At 72.8% G+C, this 23572-nt stretch carries 20 protein-coding genes and 1 tRNA gene; 12 read left to right on the top strand and 9 right to left on the bottom strand.

Going from position 1 to position 23572, the window contains the following annotated elements:
- Positions 1-42: 42 nt before the first annotated feature.
- Both IE295_RS27610 and IE295_RS27605 read right to left on the bottom strand, forming a co-directional pair.
- Positions 43-2562, bottom strand: coding sequence for an ABC transporter permease (locus IE295_RS27610; protein WP_190066483.1), 2520 nt, complete (start codon positions 2560-2562; stop codon positions 43-45).
- 36 nt (positions 2563-2598) lie between these two features.
- Positions 2599-3381, bottom strand: a complete 783-nt coding sequence (locus tag IE295_RS27605; protein WP_190066482.1) for an ABC transporter ATP-binding protein — start codon at positions 3379-3381, stop codon at positions 2599-2601.
- A 402-nt stretch (positions 3382-3783) separates the two neighbouring features.
- Here IE295_RS27605 and IE295_RS27600 point away from each other — a divergent pair.
- Positions 3784-3866: transfer RNA gene (locus IE295_RS27600), tRNA-Leu, on the top strand.
- Between the two features lie 243 nt (positions 3867-4109).
- Positions 4110-4991 carry a Bax inhibitor-1/YccA family protein gene (locus IE295_RS27595; RefSeq protein WP_190066481.1) on the top strand — a complete coding sequence of 294 codons (882 nt, stop codon included), beginning with the start codon at positions 4110-4112 and terminating at the stop codon, positions 4989-4991.
- A 97-nt stretch (positions 4992-5088) separates the two neighbouring features.
- On the opposite strand, the gene IE295_RS27590 is transcribed toward IE295_RS27595, so the two are convergent.
- A complete protein-coding gene (locus IE295_RS27590; protein WP_071965358.1) occupies positions 5089-5319 on the bottom strand; it encodes a DUF4287 domain-containing protein in 231 nt (76 codons plus the stop codon).
- Between the two features lie 98 nt (positions 5320-5417).
- Between IE295_RS27590 and IE295_RS27585 the strand changes: the two genes are divergently transcribed.
- Positions 5418-5744, top strand: coding sequence for a hypothetical protein (locus IE295_RS27585; protein ID WP_190066480.1), 327 nt, complete (start codon positions 5418-5420; stop codon positions 5742-5744).
- Positions 5745-5807: 63 nt separating this feature from the next.
- Here the strand turns inward: IE295_RS27585 and IE295_RS27580 are convergent, their stop codons facing one another.
- The 3 genes from IE295_RS27580 to IE295_RS27570 form a co-directional block, all read right to left on the bottom strand.
- Positions 5808-6611 (bottom strand): hypothetical protein, encoded by an 804-nt coding sequence (locus IE295_RS27580; RefSeq protein WP_190066479.1) that lies wholly within the window; start codon positions 6609-6611, stop codon positions 5808-5810.
- Between the two features lie 258 nt (positions 6612-6869).
- Complete coding sequence (locus tag IE295_RS27575) at positions 6870-8090, bottom strand: acetyl-CoA C-acetyltransferase (protein ID WP_190066478.1); 1221 nt, start codon at positions 8088-8090, stop codon at positions 6870-6872.
- A 120-nt stretch (positions 8091-8210) separates the two neighbouring features.
- Positions 8211-9242, bottom strand: coding sequence for an SGNH/GDSL hydrolase family protein (locus IE295_RS27570; protein ID WP_190066477.1), 1032 nt, complete (start codon positions 9240-9242; stop codon positions 8211-8213).
- A 218-nt stretch (positions 9243-9460) separates the two neighbouring features.
- Between IE295_RS27570 and IE295_RS27565 the strand changes: the two genes are divergently transcribed.
- A complete protein-coding gene (locus tag IE295_RS27565) occupies positions 9461-10864 on the top strand; it encodes a cystathionine beta-synthase (RefSeq protein ID WP_190066476.1) in 1404 nt (467 codons plus the stop codon).
- A gap of 371 nt (positions 10865-11235) precedes the next feature.
- Here the strand turns inward: IE295_RS27565 and IE295_RS27560 are convergent, their stop codons facing one another.
- Positions 11236-11667 carry a hypothetical protein gene (locus IE295_RS27560; RefSeq protein WP_190066475.1) on the bottom strand — a complete coding sequence of 144 codons (432 nt, stop codon included), beginning with the start codon at positions 11665-11667 and terminating at the stop codon, positions 11236-11238.
- A 182-nt stretch (positions 11668-11849) separates the two neighbouring features.
- On the opposite strand from IE295_RS27560, the gene IE295_RS27555 reads away from it, so the two are divergent.
- The 3 genes from IE295_RS27555 (at position 11850) to IE295_RS27545 (ending at position 15050) form a co-directional block, all read left to right on the top strand.
- Complete coding sequence (locus IE295_RS27555) at positions 11850-13196, top strand: acyl-CoA synthetase (protein WP_190066568.1); 1347 nt, start codon at positions 11850-11852, stop codon at positions 13194-13196.
- 72 nt (positions 13197-13268) lie between these two features.
- Positions 13269-14120 carry a MurR/RpiR family transcriptional regulator gene (locus IE295_RS27550; RefSeq protein WP_190066474.1) on the top strand — a complete coding sequence of 284 codons (852 nt, stop codon included), beginning with the start codon at positions 13269-13271 and terminating at the stop codon, positions 14118-14120.
- Positions 14121-14447: 327 nt separating this feature from the next.
- Positions 14448-15050, top strand: a complete 603-nt coding sequence (locus tag IE295_RS27545; protein WP_190066473.1) for a hypothetical protein — start codon at positions 14448-14450, stop codon at positions 15048-15050.
- Here IE295_RS27545 and IE295_RS27540 read toward each other — a convergent pair.
- Positions 15034-16395 carry a type III PLP-dependent enzyme domain-containing protein gene (locus tag IE295_RS27540; protein WP_190066472.1) on the bottom strand — a complete coding sequence of 454 codons (1362 nt, stop codon included), beginning with the start codon at positions 16393-16395 and terminating at the stop codon, positions 15034-15036. The genes IE295_RS27545 and IE295_RS27540 overlap by 17 nt on opposite strands.
- Before the next feature lie 140 nt (positions 16396-16535).
- On the opposite strand from IE295_RS27540, the gene hutU reads away from it, so the two are divergent.
- The 4 genes from hutU to hutI all read left to right on the top strand — a co-directional run bounded on the left by hutU (position 16536) and on the right by hutI (position 21956).
- Complete coding sequence (hutU, locus tag IE295_RS27535; protein WP_190066471.1) at positions 16536-18194, top strand: urocanate hydratase; 1659 nt, start codon at positions 16536-16538, stop codon at positions 18192-18194.
- Between the two features lie 62 nt (positions 18195-18256).
- Positions 18257-19444: an allantoate amidohydrolase gene (locus tag IE295_RS27530; protein ID WP_190066567.1), complete on the top strand. Its 1188-nt coding sequence runs from the start codon at positions 18257-18259 to the stop codon at positions 19442-19444.
- Positions 19435-20769: a formimidoylglutamate deiminase gene (locus IE295_RS27525; RefSeq protein WP_190066470.1), complete on the top strand. Its 1335-nt coding sequence runs from the start codon at positions 19435-19437 to the stop codon at positions 20767-20769. The genes IE295_RS27530 and IE295_RS27525 overlap by 10 nt, the downstream gene beginning before the upstream one ends.
- Before the next feature lie 20 nt (positions 20770-20789).
- Positions 20790-21956, top strand: a complete 1167-nt coding sequence (gene hutI, locus IE295_RS27520; protein ID WP_190066469.1) for an imidazolonepropionase — start codon at positions 20790-20792, stop codon at positions 21954-21956.
- A gap of 79 nt (positions 21957-22035) precedes the next feature.
- On the opposite strand, the gene IE295_RS27515 is transcribed toward hutI, so the two are convergent.
- Positions 22036-22947 (bottom strand): RNA polymerase sigma factor SigF, encoded by a 912-nt coding sequence (locus IE295_RS27515; protein ID WP_190066566.1) that lies wholly within the window; start codon positions 22945-22947, stop codon positions 22036-22038.
- A 241-nt stretch (positions 22948-23188) separates the two neighbouring features.
- Here IE295_RS27515 and IE295_RS27510 point away from each other — a divergent pair, with 241 nt between their 5' ends.
- Complete coding sequence (locus IE295_RS27510; RefSeq protein WP_190066468.1) at positions 23189-23557, top strand: STAS domain-containing protein; 369 nt, start codon at positions 23189-23191, stop codon at positions 23555-23557.
- The last annotated feature ends 15 nt before the right edge of the window (positions 23558-23572 follow it).

The following is a 23572-nucleotide window of genomic DNA, read 5'->3' as shown; positions in this document are numbered from 1 at the left end:
ACCGGGCCCCTTCCGCCTTGCGGCCGCGGGCTGTTCGGCGGGCTACTCGGCCTTGATGGCCGAGAGCATGTTCAGCTTGGCCGCCCGGCGGGCGGGCCACAGCGCGGCCAGCACGCCCACCAGGGCGGACAGCAGCAGGAACAGGCCCATCCGGCCCCAGGGCAGGACCAGCTCGTAGGTGCTGATGCCCTTGCTGATCAGGTCACCGGCGGCCCAGCCGAAGAACACGCCCAGGCCGACGCCCAGCACACCGCCGAAGAGCGAGATGACCAGCGACTCCAGACGCACCATCCGCTTGATGCCCTTGCGGTCCAGGCCGATGGCGCGCAGCATGCCGATCTCCTGCTGGCGCTCGAAGACCGACATCGCCAGGGTGTTGACGACGCCGAGGACGGCGACGACCACGGCCATGGCCAGCAGACCGTAGAGCATGTTCAGCAGCAGGCCGATGGCCTTGGATATGCCGTCGGAGATGTCCTGCTTGGTCTGGATCTGGATGGCGGGGTTGTCGCCGAGGGCCTTGCGCAGCGAGGCCTCGGTGGCCTCGCTGGTGCCGCCCTTGGTCTTGACCATCACCTGGCGGTCGTCGACCTGGCTCTGGTGCGGGGCCAGGGCCTCCTTGTCGATCCAGACGCCGCGCATCAGGTCGTTGCCCTTGTAGAGGCCGGAGACCGTCAGCTTGCCCTTCTTGCCGTCCTCGAAGGTGACGTCGAGGGACGAGCCGAGCTTCCAGTGGTTGATGCGCGCGGTGGCGTCGTCGACGACGACCTTGTCGCCGGAGAGCCCGTTGACCGAGCCCGCCGTGAACTCGAGGTTCGTCAGCTTGCCGATGGTCTTGCCGTTGACGCCCGTGAGGCTCTGGTGTTCGCCGCCGATGCGGGCGGGGGACGAGCGCAGCGGGCTGGCCGCGGTGACGTCGGGGTGTGCGGAGAGCTTCTTCTCCACATCGGTGGACAGCGGGGTCATGCTCGCCATGGAGACGACGTAGTCGGCCTTCAGGGAGCCGGTGGCCATCTTGTCGATGGCCTGCTGCACGCTGCCGGCGATCACGGTCAGGCCGGTGATCAGGGTGAGGCCGATCATCAGCGCGGAGGCGGTGGCGGCGGTGCGGCGCGGGTTGCGGACCGCGTTCTGCCGGGCCAGCTTGCCGGGCATCCCGAACAGGCGCAGGACCGGGGCCGAGGCGGCGATCACCGGGCGGGACAGCAGTGGGGTCAGCACGAACACGCCGATGAGGACCAGGCCCGCGCCCAGACCCATCATGGTCGAGCTGCCGGCGGTCAGGACGACCGCGGCACCCAGCGCGGTGAGGACGCCGCCGATGGAGTTGCGGACCACCAGGGACTTGGTGGTGGCCACCGCGTGCACGCTGTTCATCGCGGCGACCGGCGGGATCTTCGCGGCGCGGCGGCCGGGCAGCCACGCGGCGAGCATGGTGACGACGATGCCGACGCCGAGCGACACCAGGATCGTGGAGGGCGCGATCACCAGCGGGCCGTCCGGGACGGTGGCACCGGTGCCGCTGATCAGCGCCCGCAGGCCGGCGCCGATGCCGATGCCCGCGAGCAGACCGGTCACACCCGCGACCGAGCCCACGACGAACGCCTCGATGAGCACCGAGCGGGTGACCTGGCGGCGGCTCGCGCCGACCGCGCGCAGCAGCGCCAGCTCCTTGGTGCGCTGGGCGACCAGCATGGTGAAGGTGTTGGCGATGATGAAGATTCCGACGAAGAGGGCGATGCCCGCGAAGACCAGCAGGCTGGTGCGCATGCCGTCCATGCTCTGGCTGATGATCCGGCTCTGCTCTTCCGCGAGCTCCTTGGCCGTGGTGGCCTCGGCGTCCTTGGGCAGGATCTTCTCGACGGACGCCTTGAGGGCGGCCTGGGAGGTGCCGGCCGCGGCCTTCACGTCGATCCGGCTGAACTCGCCGGGGTTGCCGTAGAGCTTCTGCGCGGTGGGCGTGTCGAACAGGGCGAGGCTGCCGCCGGCGGAGACGTTGCCGTCGTCGGTGGTGAAGACGCCGGTGAGCTTCTGCGTCAGGACGGGGCCGTCGACGGACATCCGGACGGTGTCGCCGACCTTGTAGCCGGCGCGCTCGGCGGTCCTGGCGTCCAGCGCGATCTCGCCCGCGCCCTTGGGGGCGCGGCCGCTCTTGAGCGGGTAGCGGGGGTCCTTGCCGTCGGCGCCGGGGTAGTAGTTGGCGCCGGAGGAGGAGAAGCCCTCGCCGGTGAGCTTGCCCTTCTTGTCGGCGATGGCGGCGAAGCCGTTGACCGAGCCGGTGGCGCCGGCCGCGCCGGGGACCTTGGCGGCCCGGTCCAGCAGGCGCTGGCTGAGCTGGGGGAGCCGGCCGGGGTTGTCGTCGTCGCCGGACTTCCGGTGGGGCTCGATGGCGACGTCGACGCCCGTGAAGCCCTTCTCGGAGCTCTTCTGGTACGCGTCGGAGATGGTCGAGGTGAAGACGAGGGTGCCGGAGACGAAGGCCACGCCGAGCATCACGGCGAGCACCGTCATCAGCAGCCGGGCCTTGTGCGCGAGCACGTTGCGCAGGGCGGTACGGAACATTTCGAGGTCAGTCCTGGAGATCGAGTCCGGCGGTGATCAGCTCGTACGGCCCTTGGCGTCGAACCGCTTCATGCGGTCGAGGACGGCGTCGGCGGTGGGGTCGCGCATCTCGTCGACGATGCGGCCGTCGGCGAGGAAGACGACGCGGTCGGCGTAGGAGGCGGCGACGGGGTCGTGGGTGACCATGACGACGGTCTGGCCGAGTTCGCGCACGGAGTTGCGCAGGAAGCCGAGGACCTCGGCGCCGGAGCGGGAGTCGAGGTTTCCGGTGGGCTCGTCGGCGAACATGATCTCGGGACGGCCGGCCAGGGCGCGGGCGACGGCCACGCGCTGCTGCTGGCCGCCGGAGAGCTGGTTGGGGCGGTGCTTGAGCCGTCCGGACAGGCCGACGGTGTCGACGACCATGTCGAGCCACCTCTGGTCGGGCTTGCGGCCGGCGATGTCCATGGGGAGGGTGATGTTCTCCAGGGCGTTCAGGGTGGGGAGCAGGTTGAAGGCCTGGAAGATGAAGCCGATCTTGTCGCGGCGCAGCCGGGTGAGCTTCTTGTCGTTGAGGCTGGTCAGCTCGGTGTCGCCGATGCGGGCGGAGCCGCCGGAGACGGAGTCCAGGCCGGCCATGCAGTGCATGAGGGTCGACTTGCCGGAGCCGGAGGGGCCCATGATCGCGGTGAACTCGGCCTGCCGGAACTCCACGGAGACCGCGTCCAGCGCGACCACCTGGGTCTCGCCCTGTCCGTAGACCTTGGTGAGATCCGTGGCGCGGGCTGCGACCGCGGTGCTGCGGACGGCGGTCGGGGCGCCGAAGGGGGTGGTGGTCACGGTGGAGCGCTCCTGTCGGGACGGCGTATCGGGGGACGTACTCCATGGTCCGCCGCGGACAGGCGTCAGGGATCAGCCGGAGCTCCGGTTCCCGGGGCAGTCTCGGGAGGTACGCGAGGGCGGCCCCGTCATCCCTGGGTAGGAGACGGGCGCTTACCGAGAGCGACGAGATTGCGACAATTCCGCTTCACCCGGGGCGTGGGGTGGTGAACGGGGGAGATGGGCCTCTGGCATGTGCCAAAGGCGTCATCCCTGCACTGATGGGGGCTCAGTTGCCATTAAAATAAGACAACCTCGGGTCATCGTTCCGCTGATTGGGGGGCGCTGCCCGGCTAGGCTCGTCCTGCTCTCCTCGCGGTGGAGGTTCGCGCACCTCCCCGCCTGTGCTGCCCGAGAGCCCCCGCCCGGATGGTGGAATGCAGACACGGCGAGCTTAAACCTCGCTGGCCCTTCGGGCCGTGCCGGTTCAAGTCCGGCTCCGGGCACTTCCCGCTCAGCCTTCTGTACCGCCTCAGTTCCCTTCCGTGCCGCCAGGACCAGGCCCGATGCGGGCCCGATGCGGAAATGCTCGCTTTCCCGCGTTCTTCGCGGAACCGACCGCCGCCGGTTCGCGTTGTCCGGTACGTAGGTGCGGGAAGAAAAGATCGTCCCGGAGCAGGAGAGTCATTCCTTTGCCTACCTATTACCCTTGAGCCCAAGGCTGCGCTGTGCGGCCATGGAGGAGTGAGATGAGGAGCAGGAACCCGGTCTTCTCGCGACGGGGGTTCAGCGGCGGTCACGCGGGCTTCGACGCGGCCCCGCAGGCCGGGACCGCGGCCCAGGGCAACCCGTACGCGACCAACCCGTACGCCGGAAACCCCTACGCCCAGCCCGCCAACCCCTACGCGGCCGATCCGTACGCGCAGGGCGGGCCGGACCTTCAGCAGGGCTACCCCCCGCAGGCGCCCGCGCGCGCCGACCGCATGACGATCGACGACGTCGTCGCGCGGACCTCCATCACCCTGGGCCTCGTGGTCCTCGCGGCCGGCGCCGCCTGGGCGCTGCGGCTGCCCGTGGGCGTCGGCTTCGCGGCCGGCCTCGTGGCCATGGTGCTCGGCTTCGTCCAGTCCTTCCGGCGCAAGGTCTCCCCGCCGCTGATCCTGGCCTACGCCGTCTTCGAGGGCCTGTTCCTCGGCGTCATCAGCCAGGTCTACAACGAGGTCGCCAAGGGCGCCCCGATGCAGGCCGTGCTCGGCACGATGGCCGTCTTCGCCGGTGTGCTCATCGCCTACCGGACCCGGATCATCCGGGTCAACGCCCGCTTCATGCGGTTCGTGATCGGCGCCGCCATCGGCTTCGTGCTGCTCTCGCTGGTCAACGTCCTGGTCGCCGTCATCGGCGGCGGTGACGGGCTCGGCCTGCGCACCGGCGGCCTCGGCATCGTCTTCGGCGTCATCGGCGTCGTGATCGGTGCCGCGTTCCTGGCGCTGGACTTCAAGCAGGTCGAGGACGGCGTGCAGTACGGCGCTCCGCGCGAGGAGTCGTGGCTGGCGGCCTTCGGTCTGACGATGACGCTGGTCTGGATCTACACCGAGATCCTCCGGATCATCGCGATCCTGAATAACGACTAGCGCGCGGACGCATAAATGCGTGACCGGTGATCGAGACCGGTGGCGGGGCCCGGGACGACTTTGTCGTCCCGGGCCCCGTCCGTTTGCGGCGCGTCCGCTACCGGAGCTTCCGCGCGGCCCGTCGCAGGTCGTACTCGTGGACGATCGCCTTTGCGTGGCCGTAAGCGAGATTGTGCTCTCCGCGCAGCCAGCTGACCTTCTCCTCGAAGCGGAAGAGAGAGGGTCCTTCTTCGACCGTGCGCAGCCAGTCGGCTACTTCGCGGCCGGTGCAGTGGGGGATTCGGGAGAGCAGGTTCCGGTGGGTCTCGTCGGAGAAGACGTGGGACATCGGCGCCTCCGGACGCGTGGAATGATGGTCCTTCATGTCACCGTGCCCGAGTGTTCAAGCGTTGGCAACAGTCGGTGGGCGGCGCATAGGCTCGTGGCGTGGATGATGTGACGCCTCTCCTGGCCGCCGTGGACAGCTTCGCCGACCGGCTGCGGACCCTTCCCCAGTCCCGACTCAGCCGTGGGGCGGCGGCGGAAGCGCTGGCCCTGGCCCGAGAGTTGGCCGCGTGGACCCAGCGGATCGAGGAGCCGGGGGCCGCCGAACTGAGGGAGATGCCGGACGCCGGGATGTTCGCGGTGGCCGACCAAGTGGCGGTGGCCGGTCACGATTTGGCCGAAGCGCTCATCGCCTCCGGCGGCGTCGGCGAGGGTGTGACGGAGGCCGTGTCGCTCGTGCGGGCCGCGGAGCGGCGGTGCGGGCTGTAGGCGGGGTGTGGGCGGGGTGTCCCGCCCGGGCCCCTCGCGCCCGGTTCCGGGCGCGGCGTCGTCCTACAGCGACGCGATGACCCTGTCCGCCAGGACGTAGACGCTGCCCGTCCTGCAGCGGAAGGTCAGGGCGTACGCGCCGGAGACGCCCGAGCCGCCCAGCAGCACCGGGGCGTCGCCCGCGCGCAGGGCCTCGGCCAGGCGCTCGGCGGTCTCGCGGTGGCCGGGGGTCATGCAGACCGTCGTGCCGTCCGCGAAGACGTAGACGTCGAGCGTGCCCAGCGGGCCGGGGCGGACGTCCGCCAGCGGGATCTCCGCATCCGCCAGCTCGTCGAGGAGCTCGACCGTGCGCTCGTGGTCGGTCGCGGCCGCGGCCACCGGGGAGAAGTCCGGGTGCGAGGGGTGCCGGCGGCGCGCGGCGGCCAGCTCGGGGGAGTCCGCGGCCTCGGCCTCGTCGGCCAGGTCGGCCTGGCGGGGGAGGTAGAAGCCGCCGTACGGGCTCTCCAGGAGCGGCTCGTCGCCCAGCCCCTGCAGCCCGCCCAGGAGGGACGGGGTGTCGGCCGCGTTGGTCAGGTCGCGCGCCTCCTGTGCCGCCCAGAACGCGCGGGCCTCGGCCAGCTCCCGCTCGCGCTCCTCGGCGAGGGCGTCGGCCACCGCGGCCCGTATCTCGGAGAGCTCGGCGACCGGTGCGCTGCGCGCGTGGGGCACCGCCGCGGCGCGCGTCTCGCGCTCCGCCGTCGCGGCCGCCAGGTCGGCGCGCAGCTCGGTGAGCTGGCGGCGCAGGCCGCGCGTGCCGAGCAGGGCCGCGACACCCGCGGCCGTGGCGGCGGCAGCGGCCAGCAGCAGGGCAAGAGACATGGCGCTCACTGGCTAACTCCCGGTTGCTATGGATCCCCCGAATTCCTACCTCAGCTTCGCGCACGTCCTGGGAGCCCTGCAGAGCGAAACGTCATGAACCGGACGGGACTTCGGTCCCGGACGTTGTTCCTTCAACCACTCTGACCTGCGGAAACGAATCTCCCCCGGGATGTTCGTCACATCCTGAGGGAGATTCGGTCACGTTTTGGCAAGGTGCGTGCCTGGTGCTGCTGGCAGTTGCCCGCGGGGCAGCCCAGGCGCCGGGCCTCAGCTCAGGCGCTCGATCACCATCGCCATGCCCTGGCCGCCGCCCACGCACATCGTCTCCAGGCCGAACTGCTTGTCGTGGAACTGGAGGGAGTTGATCAGCGTGGTGGTGATGCGGGCGCCCGTCATGCCGAAGGGGTGGCCGACCGCGATGGCGCCGCCGTTGACGTTGAGCCGGTCGATGTCGATGCCCAGGTCGCGGTAGGAGGGGATGACCTGCGCGGCGAACGCCTCGTTGATCTCGACCAGGTCGATGTCGCCGATGCCCAGGCCGGCCCGTCGCAGGGCCTGCTTGCTGGCCTCCACCGGGCCGTAACCCATGATCTCGGGCGACAGTGCCGAGACGCCGGTGGAGACGATGCGGGCGAGCGGGGTCAGGCCCAGCTCGCGGGCCTTGGTGTCGGACATGATCACCAGGGCGGCGGCGCCGTCGTTCAGCGGGCAGCAGTTGGCCGCGGTGACCAGGCCGTCGGGGCGGAACGCGGGCTTGAGGCCCTGCACGCCCTCCAGGGTGACGCCCGCGCGGGGGCCGTCGTCCTGGGAGACGACCGTGCCGTCGGGGAGCGTCACCGGGGTGATCTCGCGCTGCCAGAAGCCCTTGGCGATCGCCTGCTCGGCGAGGTTCTGCGAGCGGACGCCGAACTCGTCCATCTCCTCGCGGGTGACGCCCTTGAGGCGGGCGAGGTTCTCGGCGGTCTGGCCCATCGCGATGTACGCGTCGGGGACCAGGCCCGCCTCGCGCGGGTCCTGCCAGCCCTCGCCGCCCTGCTCGGCGCGGGCGGCCGTGCGGGCCTCGGCGTCGGCGAAGAGGGGGTTGTGGGTGCCGGGCATGCCGTCGGAGGAGCCGTTGACGGAGCGGGAGACCGTCTCGACGCCCGCCGAGATGAAGACGTCGCCCTCGCCCGCCTTGATGGCGTGCAGCGCCATCCGCGAGGTCTGCAGGGAGGAGGCGCAGTAGCGGGTGATCGTGGTGGCGGGCAGGTGGTCCATGCCCATCTGCACGGCCACGATCCGGCCGAGGTTGTGGCCCTGCTCGCCGCCGGGCAGGCCGCAGCCGAGCATCAGGTCGTCGATCTCGCGCGGGTCGAGGCCGGGCACCTTGTCGAGCGCCGCCTGGATGATCGCGGCGGTGAGGTCGTCGGGCCGCATGTCCTTCAGCGAGCCCTTGAAGGCGCGGCCGATGGGGGAGCGGGCGGTTGAGACGATCACGGCTTCGGGCATCACACGGCTCCAAGGTGACGAGGGACGACTTCCCGGAAGTTACCCGCCCGTAGCCTCTTGGTCACGATCTCGGGGCTGTGATGCGGGCCTCTTTTCTAAGCGCTTGCTCACTCGCCGTCCTCACAGCGTACGCCCGGGGGCCGGCCGGGCGGGGTGGTGCTCGGCCGCCTCGGTGTGGGCGGGCAGCCGGCGCCGCTTGCGGTGCTTGAGCAGCGCCCAGCGGCCGCGGGCCGTCGCCGTGACCTCCGTGCCGCCCTCCGCGGCGGCCTGGGCCGCCGCCGTGGCCACCGGCAGGATGCCCTCGCGGCGGGCGGCGTCCGGCCGCTCGTCCTCGGGCCACAGGGCCAGCGCCGCGCAGAGCGTGGGCAGCACGGCCATGGCGGCCGTGGCGTAGCCCTCGGCGGAGGGGTGGTAGTTGTCCGGGCCGAACAGCTCGCGCGGGTTCGCCGCGAACTCCGGGCCCAGCAGGTCGCCCAGCGAGACCGTGCGCCCGCCCGCCTCCAGCACCCCTATCGTCTGTGCCGCCGCCAGCTGGCGGCTCAGCCGCCGGGCCAGCCAGCGCAGCGGCTGGTAGACGGGCTCGATGGTGCCCAGGTCGGGGCAGGTGCCCACCACGACCTCGCAGCCCGCGTCGCGCAGTCGGCGCACCGCCTCCGACAGCAGCCGCACGGAACGGGCGTAGGGCACCCGGTGGGTGACGTCGTTGGCGCCGATCATGATCACGCAGACGTCGGGGATGCGGTCGGGGAGGGAGAGGATCTGGGTGACCTGGCGCTCGAGGTCGTAGGACTGCGCGCCGGACAGCGCCACGGTGCGCAGCTCCACCGGTCGCTCGGCCACCGCCGCCAGGCCGGAGGCCAGCAGGGCGCCGGGCGTCTGCCGGGGGCGGTGCACGCCCTGGCCGGCGGCCGTGGAGTCGCCCAGGACGCCCAGCAGCAGGGGCTCGCGCCCCAGGCGGTGGACGAACGCGGAGCCGTAGCGGCCGTCCGCGTGCGGCGGGGTGTCGTTGTGGCCGCCGACCACGCGCCGGGCCAGGGCCACCTCGGTGAGCAGGACGCCGAGCGCGGCGCCGCCCAGCAGCCCCGCCCCGCCGCCTCCGTACGCCGCAGCCGCCGCGATCCGCCGCGCGACCCTCGCCCTCTGCATGGACATCGGCCGGCCTCCTTCGCGCCACGAAACCCGTTCACAAGCCGATTTACAAACGCTTCATAAAAGCTTCACGAACCGCGCGGGCCCTTTGCCGGAGCGCGTTACCAGCAGGTTGCCCCGTGAGCGGCCGCGTGCAACCGCCACTGGTGCAGTCGGACGCGCAATAGGCTGGCGGTATGGGCACGCGACGACCGCTAGTGCCCCCGACCGCGGAGATCACCGTGCAGTATCACGATTCGATGATTGAGCTCGTTGGCAACACCCCGCTGGTGAAGCTCAACCATGTGACCGAGGGCATCCAGGCCACCGTCCTGGCCAAGGTCGAGTACTTCAACCCCGGCGGTTCCGTGAAGGACCGCATCGCCGTCCGCATGATCGAGGCGGCGGAGAAGTCGGGGGAGCTCAAGCCCGGCGGCACGATCGTGGAGCCGACGTCCGGCAACACGGGCGTGGGCCTGGCGATCGTGGCCCAGCAGAAGGGCTACAAGTGCATCTTCGTCTGCCCGGACAAGGTCTCGCAGGACAAGATCAACGTGCTTCGCGCGTACGGTGCAGAGGTCGTCGTCTGCCCCACCGCCGTCGACCCGGAGCACCCGGACTCCTACTACAACGTCTCCGACCGGCTCGTCCGTGAGACCCCCAACGCCTGGAAGCCCGACCAGTACAGCAACCCCAACAACCCCCTCTCGCACTACTACTCCACCGGCCCCGAGCTGTGGGAGCAGACGGAGGGGAAGATCACGCACTTCGTGGCGGGCGTGGGCACCGGCGGCACCATCAGCGGCACCGGCCGCTACCTGAAGGAAGTCAGCGACGGCCGGGTCAAGGTCATCGGCTCCGACCCGGAGGGCTCGGTCTACAGCGGCGGTTCGGGCCGTCCGTACCTGATCGAGGGCGTCGGTGAGGACTTCTGGCCGTCCGCCTACGACGGCACGGTGACCGACGAGATCATCGCCGTCTCGGACAAGGACGCCTTCCAGATGACCCGCCGCCTCGCCAAGGAGGAGGGCCTGCTGGTCGGCGGCTCCTGCGGCATGGCGGTCGTCAGCGCGCTGCGCGCGGCGAAGGACCTCGGCCCGGAGGACGTGGTCGTCGTCCTGCTGCCCGACAGCGGCCGCGGCTACCTCAGCAAGATCTTCAACGACGAGTGGATGGCGGACTACGGCTTCCTGGAGGAGGCCGGCGACGCCGCCCGCGTGGGCGACGTGCTGCGCCGCAAGGACGGCGGCATGCCCTCCCTGGTGCACATGCACCCGGAGGAGACCGTCGGCGAGGCCATCGAGGTGCTGCGCGAGTACGGCGTCTCCCAGATGCCCATCGTCAAGCCGGGCGCGGGGCACCCCGACGTGATGGCCGCCGAGGTCATCGGCTCGGTAGTGGAGCGCGAGCTGCTGGACGCGCTCTTCACCCAGCGCGCCTCCCTCTCCGACCCGCTGGAGAAGCACATGTGCCCGCCGCTGCCGCAGGTCGGCTCCGGCGAGCCGGTCGCGGACCTGATGGCCGTTCTGGGCGAGGCGGACGCGGCCATCGTGCTGGTCGAGGGCAAGCCGACCGGCGTGGTGAGCCGTCAGGACCTGCTGGCCTTCCTGGCCGAGGGACAGGGACACAACGGCGCGACGAAGTAGGTCCGTGACTCAGTAGTCCGTTACGAAGCAGTCCGCGCCGCACGTGGTCTGACGACCCGTACGCGCGTCGCCTGACGGCCCGCAAAAGGTACGCGTGCGTCACGCGCGCGCAGCGTGGGCTTAACACGGGTCCGGCACAGTGAGGGGTGCCGGCGAGGGCGGTACCCCCGCCCGGACCGGCATCCCGATTGCGACGGCGGGGCCTTCGGAGCGGCTCCCGAACCCGGCCGTCGGACGCGACGTCAGGCCCTTCCCACGGTGGGGCACGGCCCGTGTCCTACGTGGGACCGCCGCCGTCCCGACCCCGGCTCCGGCCGGGGTGCGGCGGCCCCGCGTCAATCGGCTCCGGCGCGGCGCTCACCGGCGCCGCGTCAGCTCCAGTCGTCGGGCCGGTCCTCGCGGGCGCGGCGCGTCCAGGGCAGGCCACCCGCCGCCTGGGCGACGTTGACGCCCACGATGCCCGCCCAGCTCACCAGCAGGCCCGGCAGCCCGGCGTTGACGGCGCCGATCGCCGACAGCGGCACGGCCAGCACCAGCGAGACCGCCGCGAAGCCGAAGCGTTCGCCGAAGGTGCCGGTGCCCAGGCCGTCGGCCGGACGGCCCCGGGCGGCGGCCATCCGCCGCTCCGCCAGGTGCCGCCGCACCTGCTTCTCGGCGGTCGCGTCCAGCTTCTGCTCGATACGCTCCTCGACCCGCTCCAGGAACGAGTCGAGCAGCTCCTGTTCGTACTCCGGCCCCAGCTCCTTGCGGGTCTGCAGGGTCGCGTCGAGGTCCTTCTTCAGATCGGTGTCGCGGGCCATCATGCCTACGACGGTACGGTCGCCTCGGGCCCCGGGTCGCTGGGGCCAGCACCCGTATCCGCGGAGGGGGTGCCCCCCGCAGCGCGGGGGAGCCCCCGGGGAAGGAGCAGACCGTGAGCGACGCACCCGAGGGCGCCGGGCAGCAGACGAGGGCGAAGGGCGCGGACGCGGCGCCACCGCCCCTCCTGACGTCCCTCCTCGCGCCGGACGCCGGCGACCGGGCGGACGCCCTGACCGTCGCCGGCCGGTCCCTGTCCCGGGAGGAACTCCTGGGCGCGGCGGGCGCGGTGGCCTCGCGGATCGCCGGGGCCGCGTCGGTCGCCGTGCGCGCCGAGGCGACGCCCGAGACGGTCGCCGCCGTCGTCGGCGGCCTGCTCGCCGGGGTGCCCGTGGTGCCCCTGCCGCCGGACGCGGGGCCCGCCGAGCGCGACCACATCCTGCGCGACTCCGGCGCCGAGCTGGTGCTCGGGGAGGACGTGCCGGTGGACGTGAGCGAGCGGGGCTCGTGGTCGGGGACGGAAGCGGACCCGGAGGCGACCGCCTTCGTGCTCTACACCTCCGGCACGACCGGGGCGCCCAAGGGCGCGCTCATCCCGCGCGGCGCCGTCGCGGCGGGCCTGGACGGGCTCGCCGAGGCGTGGCAGTGGACGGCCGAGGACACCCTCGTGCACGGGCTGCCGCTCTTCCACGTCCACGGCCTCGTGCTCGGCGTGCTGGGCGCGCTGCGCACCGGCTGCCGGCTGGTGCACACCGGCCGCCCGACCCCCGGGGCGTACGCGGCGGCGGGCGGCAGCCTGTACTTCGGCGTGCCGACGGTGTGGTCACGCGTCGTGCGGGACCACGACGCCGCGCGGGCGCTCGCCGGCGCCCGGCTGCTGGTGTCGGGCAGCGCCGCGCTGCCCGCGCCGGTCTTCCGGGACCTCGAGGCGCTCACCGGGCAGCGGCCCGTCGAGCGCTACGGCATGACCGAGACCCTGATCACCATCTCGACGCGGGCGGACGGAGAGCGCCGCCAGGGCTCGGTCGGGGTGCCGCTGCGGGGCGTACGGACCCGGGTGGTGACCACGGGCGAGGAGGGCGGCATCGGGGAGCTGGAGGTGTCCGGGCCGACGCTGTTCTCCGGCTACCTCGGCCGGCCGGAGGCGACGGCGGCGTCGTACACGGCCGACGGCTTCTTCCGCACGGGCGACATCGCCGCCGTCGACGAGGACGGCTCCCACCGCATCGTGGGGCGCGCCTCCACCGACCTGATCAAGTCCGGCGGCTACCGCGTCGGCGCGGGCGAGGTCGAGAACGCCCTGCTGGACCACCCGGCGGTCAGCGAGGCGGCGGTCGTCGGGGTGCCCGACGAGGACCTGGGGCAGGAGATCGTCGCGTACGTGGTGGCCGACGGGGTGAGCGAGCGGGCGCTGATCGACTTCGTGGCGGGGCACCTCTCCGTGCACAAACGACCGCGCCGCATCCGCTTCATGGACGCGCTGCCGCGCAACGCGATGGGCAAGCCGCAGAAGAAGTTGCTGCCGCCCCTGTGAGCGGCGGCCGGCCTCCCGTACCCTGCATACTTTCATGCAGGGTACGGGTGGACTGAATGGCCAAGGAGGGTCATGAGCGAGACCGGGAGCGAACCGGAAGCCATCGCACGGCTGCAGAAGCTCTTCGAAGGGCACCGGCTGACGCCCACCCAGCGCCGCATCGCCCACTGCATGGTGCGCCGCGCCGCCGACGCGCCGTTCCTCTCCAGCGTGGAGCTGGCCGACCTCGCCGGCGTCAGCCAGCCGTCCGTGACCCGCTTCGCGGTCGCCCTCGGCTTCGACGGCTACCCGGCGCTGCGCCGGCACCTGCGGGACGTCGTGCCCGCCGTCGAGGCGCCGGCCGAGAGCTCGTTCAACGAGTACCAGCAGGCCGTCCACGCGGAGATCGACAACCTCCGCCACCTCGCCTCCCTGCTCGCCGACCCGGCCCCCGTCTCCCGCGCCGGGCGGCTGCTGGCCGCCTCCCGCCCGCTGCCCGTCCTCGGCCTGCGCGCGGCCGGCGCCCAGGCGGCCGGCTTCGCCTACTTCGCCCGCAAGGTCCACCCCGACGTGCGGCTCCTCGACGAGGGCGGCACGCTGCTCGTCGACCGCGTCGACGCCGCCGTGCGGGCGGGCGCCAGCGCGCTGCTGTGCTTCGCGCTGCCCCGCCATCCGCGCGAGGTCGTCGACGCCCTGGAGTACGCGCGGGGCGCCGGCCTGACGGTCGTCACCGTCGCCGACTCCACGTTCGCCCCCGTCGCCCGCCACAGCGACCTCCTGCTGCCGGCCGCCGTCGGCACCGGCCTGGCCTTCGACACCGCCTGCGCCCCGATGCTGCTGGGCAGGGTGCTGCTGGAGGCCATGTGCGACGCGCTGCCGGAGGCGCAGGCGCGCCTGGAGGAGTTCGACGCCAAGGCGGCCGCCCGGGGGCTGTTCGTCGAGTGAGGCGCCCCGCCGCGCCCCTTGCGGGTCAGCCGGGTCAGCGGCCGAACGCGGTCATCAGCGCGGTCAGGGTCAGCGCCCCCGCCGCCAGCAGTGCCCGCCGCCTCAGTGCTCGCTCGTCCACCGTCATCCCGGCTCCTCCCGTCGGCCCCTGTGATGCGACGACCATAGGGGCCGCTCATGCGCGGATACGACATACGCAGGGGCCAAGTCCCGCCTGATACCCGGGTATGACACGGAGGGCGGGTGACGGCCGGACGGTTCTCAGCCCGCACTCAGATTCGTTGGCTAGCGTGCCGGGTGCCGGTCGAGCGACGAGGAGGTTCCGAGGTGACACGCGGGTCGTATGCGATGGCACGGGTGGCCGTGATCGTACGGGCCCCGGCCCGCAGGCTGTGGGTGCTGGGCGTCCTGGGAGCGGGCATCGGCGCGCTGGTGCCGGGGCTCACCGGACGCCGGATCGGCCTGCTGGCGGGCGTGGTGTCGTTCGTTGCCGCGGCGGCCGTCGCCTTCCTGGCGCGGCGGGCGCGCTACACCGGGCTGGCGGGCGGCGCGTCGCGCGCCGGGCGGTCGGTCTTCCTGCAGGACCGCGCCGTGACCGTGCGCAACTGGAGCCGGGCCCGGCGCTGGTGGCTGGCGGCCGCCTTCCTCGCCGCCGTCGGCTCCTCCTTCGCGGTGCCCGCCGCGGCCGGCCTGGCGCTGGCCGGCGCCGGCACGGGCCTGTGGGCCAAGGCCCTGTGGCTGGGCGGGCTGGAGCGCCGGGCGGACGCCCTGCTGTGGGTCCGCACGGACTGGGCGCAGGGCAGCCCCGCCGCCAAGGGCGTGCCCGGCTACCTCACCACCGGAATCGGCGCCGGCGACGCCCTGCCGGGCGGCGCGCGGCGCCGGGGCAGGGCCGCGCCGGGCGGGGCCGCGGTCAGCGCAGCGCGCTGAGGTCCGCGACGCGGGCCGCGCCGCCCTCGGCCACGAGCTCGTCGAGGGTCTGGGGCGGCCGTACGGTCGCGAAGCGCACGCCCGCCACGACGTCCGGCGTGCCGTCCGCCTGTTGGCCGCCGGCATAGCCGTAAACCCCGGGTCGGGGGAGCGTGTTGTACGCGTAGTGGTTCGAGAAGTAGTACGCGCCGGTGTCGAGCAGCGCCACGTGGTCCCCCGCCTCGATGCGGGGCAGCATCCGGTCCACGGCGACCAGGTCGCCCGCGAAGCAGCACGGCCCCGCCACGTCCTGCGGCACCGCGTCCGCGCCCTTCGGCAGTCCCCGCGCGTCGTACACCGCCACGCGCAGCGGCCAGGACTCGGGCGCGAAGACGGTGCGCACGGCCACCTGGGCGCCGGCGTGCGCGATCGCGATCCGGCGGCCCCCGGCCGACTTGGTGTACTCCACCCGGGCCAGGATCAGCCCGCTCTTGGCCAGCAGCGACCGGCCGAACTCGGTCACCAGGCCGTAGCGGCCGTCGAACAGCCCCGGCACCCGGGCGGCCAGCAGCCGCGCGTAGTCGTGGTGGGTGGGCGTGACGTCGTCGGAGGCGAAGTTCACCGGCAGGCCGCCGCCGATGTCGACCGTGCGGATCCGCCGCCCGCCCACGGCGCGGTTGACCTCCTCGGCCAGCTCGTAGGTGTCCCGCACGCCCGCCGCCATCAGCTCCAACGGGCAGCCCTGCGAGCCGACGTGGGCATGGATCCGGGTGAGCCACGGCCGCTCGGCGTAGGCCCGCACGAGCCAGCGCCGCGCGCCCTCGTCGCGCAGCGGCACGCCGAACTTCGACGTCTCGGTGGCGGTGCTGAGCGCCCCGATGCTGCCGCCGCCGACCTGCGGGTTGACGCGGATGCCGACGGCCGCATCCCGCGGCGCCCCCGGAGCGGCGAGCAGGGCGTCCAGCCGGGCCAGCTCCTCGCGGCTGTCGGCGTTGACGGCGAGCCCGAGCGCGAGGGCCTCGCGCAGCTCGGCGACGGTCTTGGCGGGGGAGTCCAGCACGATCCGCTCCGCCGGCACGCCCGCCGCCCGGGCCAGGGCCAGCTCGCCGGGGCTGGCGACCTCCGCGCCGAGCCCCTCGTCCGCCAGCAGCCGCAGGACGGGCACCAGCGGCGCGGCCTTCACGGCGAAGGCGTGCAGCACCTCGCCGCCGCCGAACGCCGCCCGCAGCCCCGCCGCCGCCCCGCGGACGGCACGCACGTCCAGCAGCCCCGCGACGGGCCGTTCCGCCGTGACCAGGCCCTGCCGCACCGCCTCCCGCACCGCCGCGTCCCGCCACGCACCGCCCGCGCCCTCACCGAGACCCATGGGCCCACTCCACCACCGCCGGGCGGTCCGTGCCATGCCCCGGTCGTGTCCGGTTCACCTGTTGACTAGCGCTATTCAGCGACACACACTGTGCAGTGTTCTATTCAGAACGCGCCAGAGAGCCAGGGAGGCAGCCGCCCATGTCAGGACCGCGACCCGTGCGAGCACCGCGAGGCACCGAGCTCAGCGCCCGGGGATGGCAGCAGGAAGCCGCGCTGCGGATGCTGCAGAACAACCTCGACCCCGAGGTCGCCGAGCACCCCGACAAGCTCGTCGTCTACGGCGGCACGGGCAAGGCCGCCCGCGACTGGCGCTCCTTCGACGCCATGGTGCGCACCCTGCAGACGCTGAAGCAGGACGAGACCATGCTCGTCCAGTCCGGCCGTCCGGTCGGCGTCATGCAGACCCACGAGTGGGCCCCGCGCGTCCTCATCGCCAACTCCAACCTCGTCGGCGACTGGGCCAACTGGGAGGAGTTCCGCCGCCTCGAGGCCCTCGGCCTGACCATGTACGGCCAGATGACCGCCGGCTCCTGGATCTACATCGGCACCCAGGGCATCCTGCAGGGCACCTACGAGACCTTCGCCGCCGTCGCCGCGAAGAAGTTCGGCGGCACCCTCGCCGGCACCATCACCCTGACCGCCGGCCTCGGCGGCATGGGCGGCGCCCAGCCGCTCGCCGTCACCATGAACGACGGCGTCGCCATCTGCATCGACTGCGACCCCCGCGCCATCGAGCGGCGCATCGAGCACCGCTACCTGGACGTCAAGGCCGACAACCTGGCCCACGCCCTCCAGCTCGCCACCGAGGCCCGCGACCAGCGCAAGCCGCTCTCCATCGGCCTCCTCGGCAACGCCGCCGAGCTGCTCCCGCAGATGCTCGCCGAGGGCGCGCCCATCGACATCGTCACCGACCAGACCTCGGCCCACGACCCGCTGTCGTACCTGCCGGTCGGCATCGCCTTCGACGACATGGCCGACGCCGCGGCCAAGGACCCGGCCGGCTTCACCACGCGCGCCCGCGAGTCCATGGCCAAGCACGTCGAGGCCATGGTCGGCTTCATGGACGCCGGTGCCGAGGTCTTCGACTACGGCAACTCCATCCGCGGCGAGGCCCAGCTGGCCGGCTACGACCGCGCCTTCGCCTTCCCCGGCTTCGTCCCCGCCTACATCCGGCCGCTGTTCTGCGAGGGCAAGGGCCCCTTCCGCTGGGCCGCCCTGTCCGGCGAGGCCTCCGACATCGCCAAGACCGACAAGGCGATCCTGGAGCTCTTCCCCGAGAACGAGTCCCTGCACCGCTGGATCAAGATGGCCGGCGAGCGCGTCCACTTCCAGGGCCTGCCCGCACGCATCTGCTGGCTCGGCTACGGCGAGCGCGACCGGGCCGGCGAGCGCTTCAACGAGATGGTGGCCGACGGCACCCTGCAGGCCCCGCTCGTCATCGGCCGCGACCACCTCGACTGCGGCTCGGTGGCCTCCCCGTACCGCGAGACCGAGGCCATGCTCGACGGCTCCGACGCCATCGCCGACTGGCCGCTGCTGAACGCCATGGTCAACGTCGCCTCCGGCGCCTCCTGGGTCTCCCTGCACCACGGCGGCGGCGTCGGCATGGGCCGCTCGATCCACGCCGGCCAGGTCACGGTCGCCGACGGCACGGCCCTGGCGGGCGAGAAGATCCGCCGCGTCCTGACGAACGACCCGGGCATGGGCGTCATCCGCCACGTGGACGCCGGCTACGACATCGCCGAGACGGTCGCGGAGGACCGGGGCGTGCGCATCCCGATGCGGGAGGGCGAGTGACCGCGGCTGACCGTACGTCGCCGGGTGCGGCACCGGTTGCCACAGGCGCGAGCTTCCACGAGATGTGGCGGGACCTCGCTCCCATCGGCCGCAACGCGGACACCGGCGGCTACCGCCGATTCGCCTGGACCGGCGCCGACGCCGACTGCCGCGAATGGTTCAAGGCGCAGGCCGAAAGCCGGGGCCTGGCCTACGAGCTGGACCGCAACGGCAACCAGTGGGCCTGGCTCGGCGACCCCACCGCGGGTGACGCCGTCGTCACCGGCTCGCACCTGGACTCCGTGCCCGACGGCGGGGCCTTCGACGGCCCCCTCGGCGTCGTGTCGTCCTTCGCCGCCCTCGACGAGCTGCGCGGGCGCGGCGCACGGCCCCACCGCCCGCTGGCCATCGTCAACTTCGGCGACGAGGAGGGCGCCCGCTTCGGCCTCGCCTGCGTCGGCTCGCGGCTGACCGCCGGGCAGCTCACGACCGAGAAGGCACACGCGCTGCGGGATGCCGAGGGGATCTCCCTCGCCCAGGCCATGGAGCGCGCCGGGTACGACCCCGAGGCCATCGGGGCCGACCCCGAGCGCCTCGCCCGCATCGGCGCGTTCGTCGAGCTCCACGTCGAGCAGGGCCGCGCCCTCGCGGAGACCCCGCACGCCGTCGGCGTCGCGTCCGCGATCTGGCCGCACGGCCGCTGGCGGTTCGACTTCCACGGCGAGGCCAACCACGCCGGCACCACCCGCATCGAGGACCGCCGCGACCCGATGCTGACCTACGCCAACACCGTGCTGGCCGCGCGCAAGAAGGCCCGCCTGGCGGGCGCCCTGGCCACCTTCGGGAAGGTCAGCGTCGAGCCGAACGGCGTCAACGCCATCGCCTCGCTCGTGCGCGGCTGGCTGGACTCCCGCGCCGCCGACGAGGAGACCCTCGCCGACGTCGTCGCCGAGATCGAGCGGGCCGCCGTCGAGCGCGGCACCCGCGACGGCGTCGACGTCCGCGTCACCCGGGAGTCCTTCACCCCCGTCGTGGAGTTCGCCCACGGCCTGCGCGACGAGCTCGCCAAGCTGCTGGGCGGCGTGCCCGTGCTGCCCACGGGCGCGGGGCACGACGCGGGTATTTTGTCGGGCGTCATCCCCACCGCCATGCTGTTCGTGCGGAACCCCACCGGCGTCTCCCACTCCCCGGCCGAAACGGCGGCCGAGGACGACTGCCTGGCCGGAGTGACCGCACTCGCCGACGTTCTGGAGGGCCTCGCGTGCAGGTGACCTACTGGGCCGAGCACGCCTGGCTCGGCACCCACGTCGAGCCCGGCGTGGTCATCGAGGCGACGGACGGCCGGATCACGGCCGTCCGCACCGAGGTCCCCTCCCCGCCCCCGGGCGCGGTCACCCTGCGCGGGCTGACCCTCCCGGGGCTGGCGAACAGCCACTCCCATGCCTTCCACCGCGCCCTGCGCGGCCGCACCCAGGTGGGATCGGGGACGTTCTGGACCTGGCGCGACGTGATGTACAGCGTCGCCGACCGGCTCACTCCCGACAGCTACCACGCCCTCGCCCGCGCCACCTACGCCGAGATGGCCCTGGCCGGCATCACCTGCGTCGGTGAGTTCCACTACGTCCACCACGCCCCCGGCGGCACCCCCTACGCCGACCCCAACGCCATGGGCGAGGCCCTGATCGCGGCCGCCGCCGAGGCCGGCATCCGCATCACCCTCCTCGACACCGCCTACCTCTCCTCGGGCTTCGGGGAGGCCCCCAACCGCCACCAGCTCCGCTTCTCCGACGGCACGGCCGACGCCTGGGCCGAGCGCGCGGCCGCCCTGAAGCCCGCCGGCCACGCCCGCATCGGCGCGGCCGTCCACTCCGTGCGCGCCGTGCCCGCCGACCAGCTGTCGACCGTCGCCGGCTGGGCAGAGGAGCGCCAGGCGCCCCTCCACGTGCACCTCTCCGAGCAGACCGCCGAGAACGACGCCTGCCGGGCGGCACACGGCCGCACGCCCACCCAGCTGCTCGCCGACCACGGCGTGCTCGGCCCCCGCACCTCCGCCGTGCACGCCACGCACCTGAGCGACGAGGACATCAGCCTCCTCGGCGGCTCGAACACGACGATCTGCATGTGCCCCACCACCGAACGGGACCTCGCCGACGGCATCGGCCCCGCCGTCCGCCTTCAGCAGGCCGGCAGCCCGCTGTCCCTGGGCAGCGACAGCCACGCCGTGATCGACCTGCTCGAAGAGGCCCGCGCCATGGAGCTCGACGAGCGGCTGCGCACCCGCACCCGCGGCCACTGGACGGCGTCCGCCCTGCTGCGCGCCGCCACCGCCGACGGCCACGCCTCCCTCGGCTGGAGCGACGCGGGCCGCATCGAGCCGGGCGCCCTCGCCGACCTCACCACGGTCGCGCTGGACTCCGTCCGGACCGCCGGGCCGTCCCCGCGGCACGGAGCCGAGACGGCCGTATTCGCCGCGACCAGCGCGGACATCGCCCATACGGTCGTGGGCGGGCGGCACGTCGTACGGGACGGGGTCCACCAGCTCGTACCCGATGTGCCCCGGGCCCTGGCCGACTCCATCGCCGCCCTGCGCGGCTGACGCCGACGACCGGAGAAAGCATGAGCACGGCGATCATCAACATCAGCAGTCTCGTCACCAACGACCCCTCCCTCGGTGAAGGCCCCCTCGGTCTGATCCAGGACGCGGCGGTCGTCGTCGACGGCGACCGCGTCGCCTGGGTCGGTGAGACCAGCAAAGCACCCGCCACTGACAACGCCGTCGACGCCGGGGGCCGGGCGGTCGTTCCCGGCTTCGTCGACTCCCACTCCCACCTGGTCTTCGCGGGCGACCGGACGGCAGAGTTCAATGCCCGCATGTCGGGCCGCAGTTACAGCGCGGGCGGCATCCGCACCACGGTGGCGGCGACCCGTGCGGCCACCGACGCCGAGCTCGAGGCCAACCTCACCCGCTATCTCGGCGAGGCCCTGCGCCAGGGCACCACGACGTTCGAGACCAAGTCCGGCTACGGCCTGACCACGCACGACGAGGCCCGCGCCCTGCGCATCGCCGCCGCCCACACCGACGAGGTCACCTACCTCGGCGCGCACGTGGTCGCCCCGGAGTTCGCCGACGACCCCGAGGGCTACGTCGCCCTCGTCACCGGCGAGATGCTCGAGGCCTGTGCCCCGCACGCCCGCTGGGTGGACGTGTTCTGCGAGCGGGGCGCCTTCGACGGCGACCAGGCCCGTGCGGTCCTCGAGGCCGGCATGCGGCACGGCCTGATCCCCCGCGTGCACGCCAACCAGCTGGGCCACGGGCCCGGCGTCCAGCTGGCCGTCGAGGTCGGGGCCGCCTCGGCCGACCACTGCACCCACCTGAGCGACGCGGACGTGGACGCCCTGGCGAACGGCGACACGGTCGCCACGCTCCTGCCCGGCGCCGAGTTCTCCACCCGGGCCCAGTGGCCCGACGCGCGCCGGCTCCTGGACGCCGGCGTCACCGTCGCGCTGTCCACGGACTGCAACCCGGGCTCGTCCTTCACCAGTTCGATGCCGTTCTGCGTCGCCCTGGCCGTGCGCGACATGGGGATGACGCCCGACGAGGCCCTCTGGGCCGCCACGGCGGGCGGCGCGGCCGCCCTGCGCCGCACCGACATCGGCCGGCTGACCCCGGGCGCCCGGGCGGACCTGGCCCTGCTGGACGCGCCCAGCCACGTCCACCTCGCCTACCGCCCCGGCGTCCCGCTCGTCTCGGCGGTCTGGCGGCGCGGGGTGCGCGAGGTCTGAGGCCCGGCGGGCATGCCGCGCGCGCCGTACGGAATCCGTACGGCGCGCGCGGCATGGTGGAGGAGGGTCCGGCCGCCCCTCATCCCTCGCTCAGCAGGCCCCTGCGCAGGTGCACGAGGGTGCGGGAGAGCAGGCGGGAGACGTGCATCTGGGAGATGCCCAGCTCGTCGCCGATCTCGGACTGCGTCATGTTGGCCACGAAGCGCAGCGAGAGGATGCGGCGGTCGCGCGGCCCCAGTTCGGCGATCAGCGGCTTGAGGGACTCGACGTACTCGACGCCCTCGAGGCTGTGGTCCTCGTAGCCGATCCGGTCCGACAGCGCGCCCTCGGTCTCGTCCTCCTCGGCCTGGGCGTCCAGCGAGCTCGCGGTGTACGCGTTGCTCGCGGCCATGCCCTCGAGGACCTCCTCCTCCGTCAGCCCCAGCGCCTCGGCGAGTTCGCCGACGGTGGGGGAGCGGTCCAGGCGCTGGGAGAGCTCGTCGCCGGCCTTGGCCAGGTCGAGCCGGAGCTCCTGCAGGCGGCGCGGTACGCGCACGGACCAGCTGGTGTCACGGAAGAAGCGCTTGATCTCGCCGATGATCGTCGGCATGGCGAAGGTGGGGAACTCGACACCGCGGCTCAGCTCGAAGCGGTCGATGGCCTTGATCAGGCCGATGGTGCCCACCTGGATGATGTCCTCCATCGGCTCGCTGCGGGAGCGGAACCGCGAGGCGGCGAACTTCACCAGTGCCAGGTTCAGTTCGACCAGGGTGTTGCGGACGTACGCGTACTCATGGGTGCCCTCCTCGAGCGACGCGAGGCGCGCGAAGAGAGTCTTGGACAGAGCACGCGCGTCGACCGCTCCCACCTCGTCGTACGGCGGGATCTCCGGAAGGCCGGGCAGGCCGGGATCGGTGTGCTCGGGCGGGGTTGCCGACGAGGCGGTCTCGTGGGCCTCGCGAGAGGGGCGGGAACGCTTTTCGTCGAGCCGGGGTGACATGGTCTCCTCCATCATTCTCGGCGTATGGCTGCCGATGCCGTGACCCTTTGCTGCGGTTTGCGGCGCCTCCAAAGCCGTCCGTGGCGGATGTGTCCCTACTAGCCCTACCCGGCTTTGCCTCATCAAGGCAAGTCCAATTTGTCCCTGTACGTCCTTGATTGGCGGAGGTTCGGCTTCCGGGCGGCCGTAAGGAAGGCGTAGGGTTTCGCGTGCGCCACGTGGGCACAACTACGAAGGGCACGAAGGGAAGCGCATGGATCGCGGGATGGTCGGCAACGCGAGTACGGGCCGGCTGCAGGTGGAGGTCCGGCGCCACGGTGTGAGTTCCGTCGTATCGCCGGCGGGTGAGCTCGATCACCACACGGCGGAATTGCTGCGCGAGCCTCTCGAGGGCTGTGTCCGGGAGGGGGACGCGCGCGTGGTCGTCGACTGCTCCAGGCTGGAGTTCTGCGACTCCACGGGCCTGAACGTCCTCCTCGGCGCCCGGCTGAAGGCCGAGGCCGCGGGTGGCGCGATTCACCTCGCCGGGATGACGCCCGTCGTCGCCCGGGTATTCGAGATCACAGGGGCGGGAGCGGTCTTCACCGTGCACGACACCCTCGAGTCGGCCCTGACCGACTGACCGGTCCGGGACTCC

It is taken from the genome of Streptomyces griseocarneus, assembly GCF_014655595.1.
GTDB lineage: Bacteria > Actinomycetota > Actinomycetes > Streptomycetales > Streptomycetaceae > Streptomyces > Streptomyces griseocarneus.
Note: the sequence above shows the minus strand (reverse complement) of the source record. Positions and strands in the feature narration are given on the sequence as shown.

Excerpts from the sequence above, each read along its gene's own strand:
- IE295_RS27610 (WP_190066483.1), bottom strand. The coding sequence starts at position 2,562 with ATGTTCCGTACCGCCCTGCGCAACGTGCTCGCGCACAAGGCCCGGCTG.
- IE295_RS27595 (WP_190066481.1), top strand. The coding sequence starts at position 4,110 with ATGAGGAGCAGGAACCCGGTCTTCTCGCGACGGGGGTTCAGCGGCGGT.
- IE295_RS27590 (WP_071965358.1), bottom strand. The coding sequence starts at position 5,319 with ATGTCCCACGTCTTCTCCGACGAGACCCACCGGAACCTGCTCTCCCGA.
- IE295_RS27575 (WP_190066478.1), bottom strand. The coding sequence starts at position 8,090 with ATGCCCGAAGCCGTGATCGTCTCAACCGCCCGCTCCCCCATCGGCCGC.
- IE295_RS27570 (WP_190066477.1), bottom strand. The coding sequence starts at position 9,242 with ATGTCCATGCAGAGGGCGAGGGTCGCGCGGCGGATCGCGGCGGCTGCG.
- IE295_RS27560 (WP_190066475.1), bottom strand. The coding sequence starts at position 11,667 with ATGATGGCCCGCGACACCGATCTGAAGAAGGACCTCGACGCGACCCTG.
- IE295_RS27550 (WP_190066474.1), top strand. The coding sequence starts at position 13,269 with ATGAGCGAGACCGGGAGCGAACCGGAAGCCATCGCACGGCTGCAGAAG.
- IE295_RS27540 (WP_190066472.1), bottom strand. The coding sequence starts at position 16,395 with ATGGGTCTCGGTGAGGGCGCGGGCGGTGCGTGGCGGGACGCGGCGGTG.
- hutU (WP_190066471.1), top strand. The coding sequence starts at position 16,536 with ATGTCAGGACCGCGACCCGTGCGAGCACCGCGAGGCACCGAGCTCAGC.
- IE295_RS27530 (WP_190066567.1), top strand. The coding sequence starts at position 18,257 with ATGTGGCGGGACCTCGCTCCCATCGGCCGCAACGCGGACACCGGCGGC.
- hutI (WP_190066469.1), top strand. The coding sequence starts at position 20,790 with ATGAGCACGGCGATCATCAACATCAGCAGTCTCGTCACCAACGACCCC.
- IE295_RS27515 (WP_190066566.1), bottom strand. The coding sequence starts at position 22,947 with ATGGAGGAGACCATGTCACCCCGGCTCGACGAAAAGCGTTCCCGCCCC.
- IE295_RS27510 (WP_190066468.1), top strand. The coding sequence starts at position 23,189 with ATGGATCGCGGGATGGTCGGCAACGCGAGTACGGGCCGGCTGCAGGTG.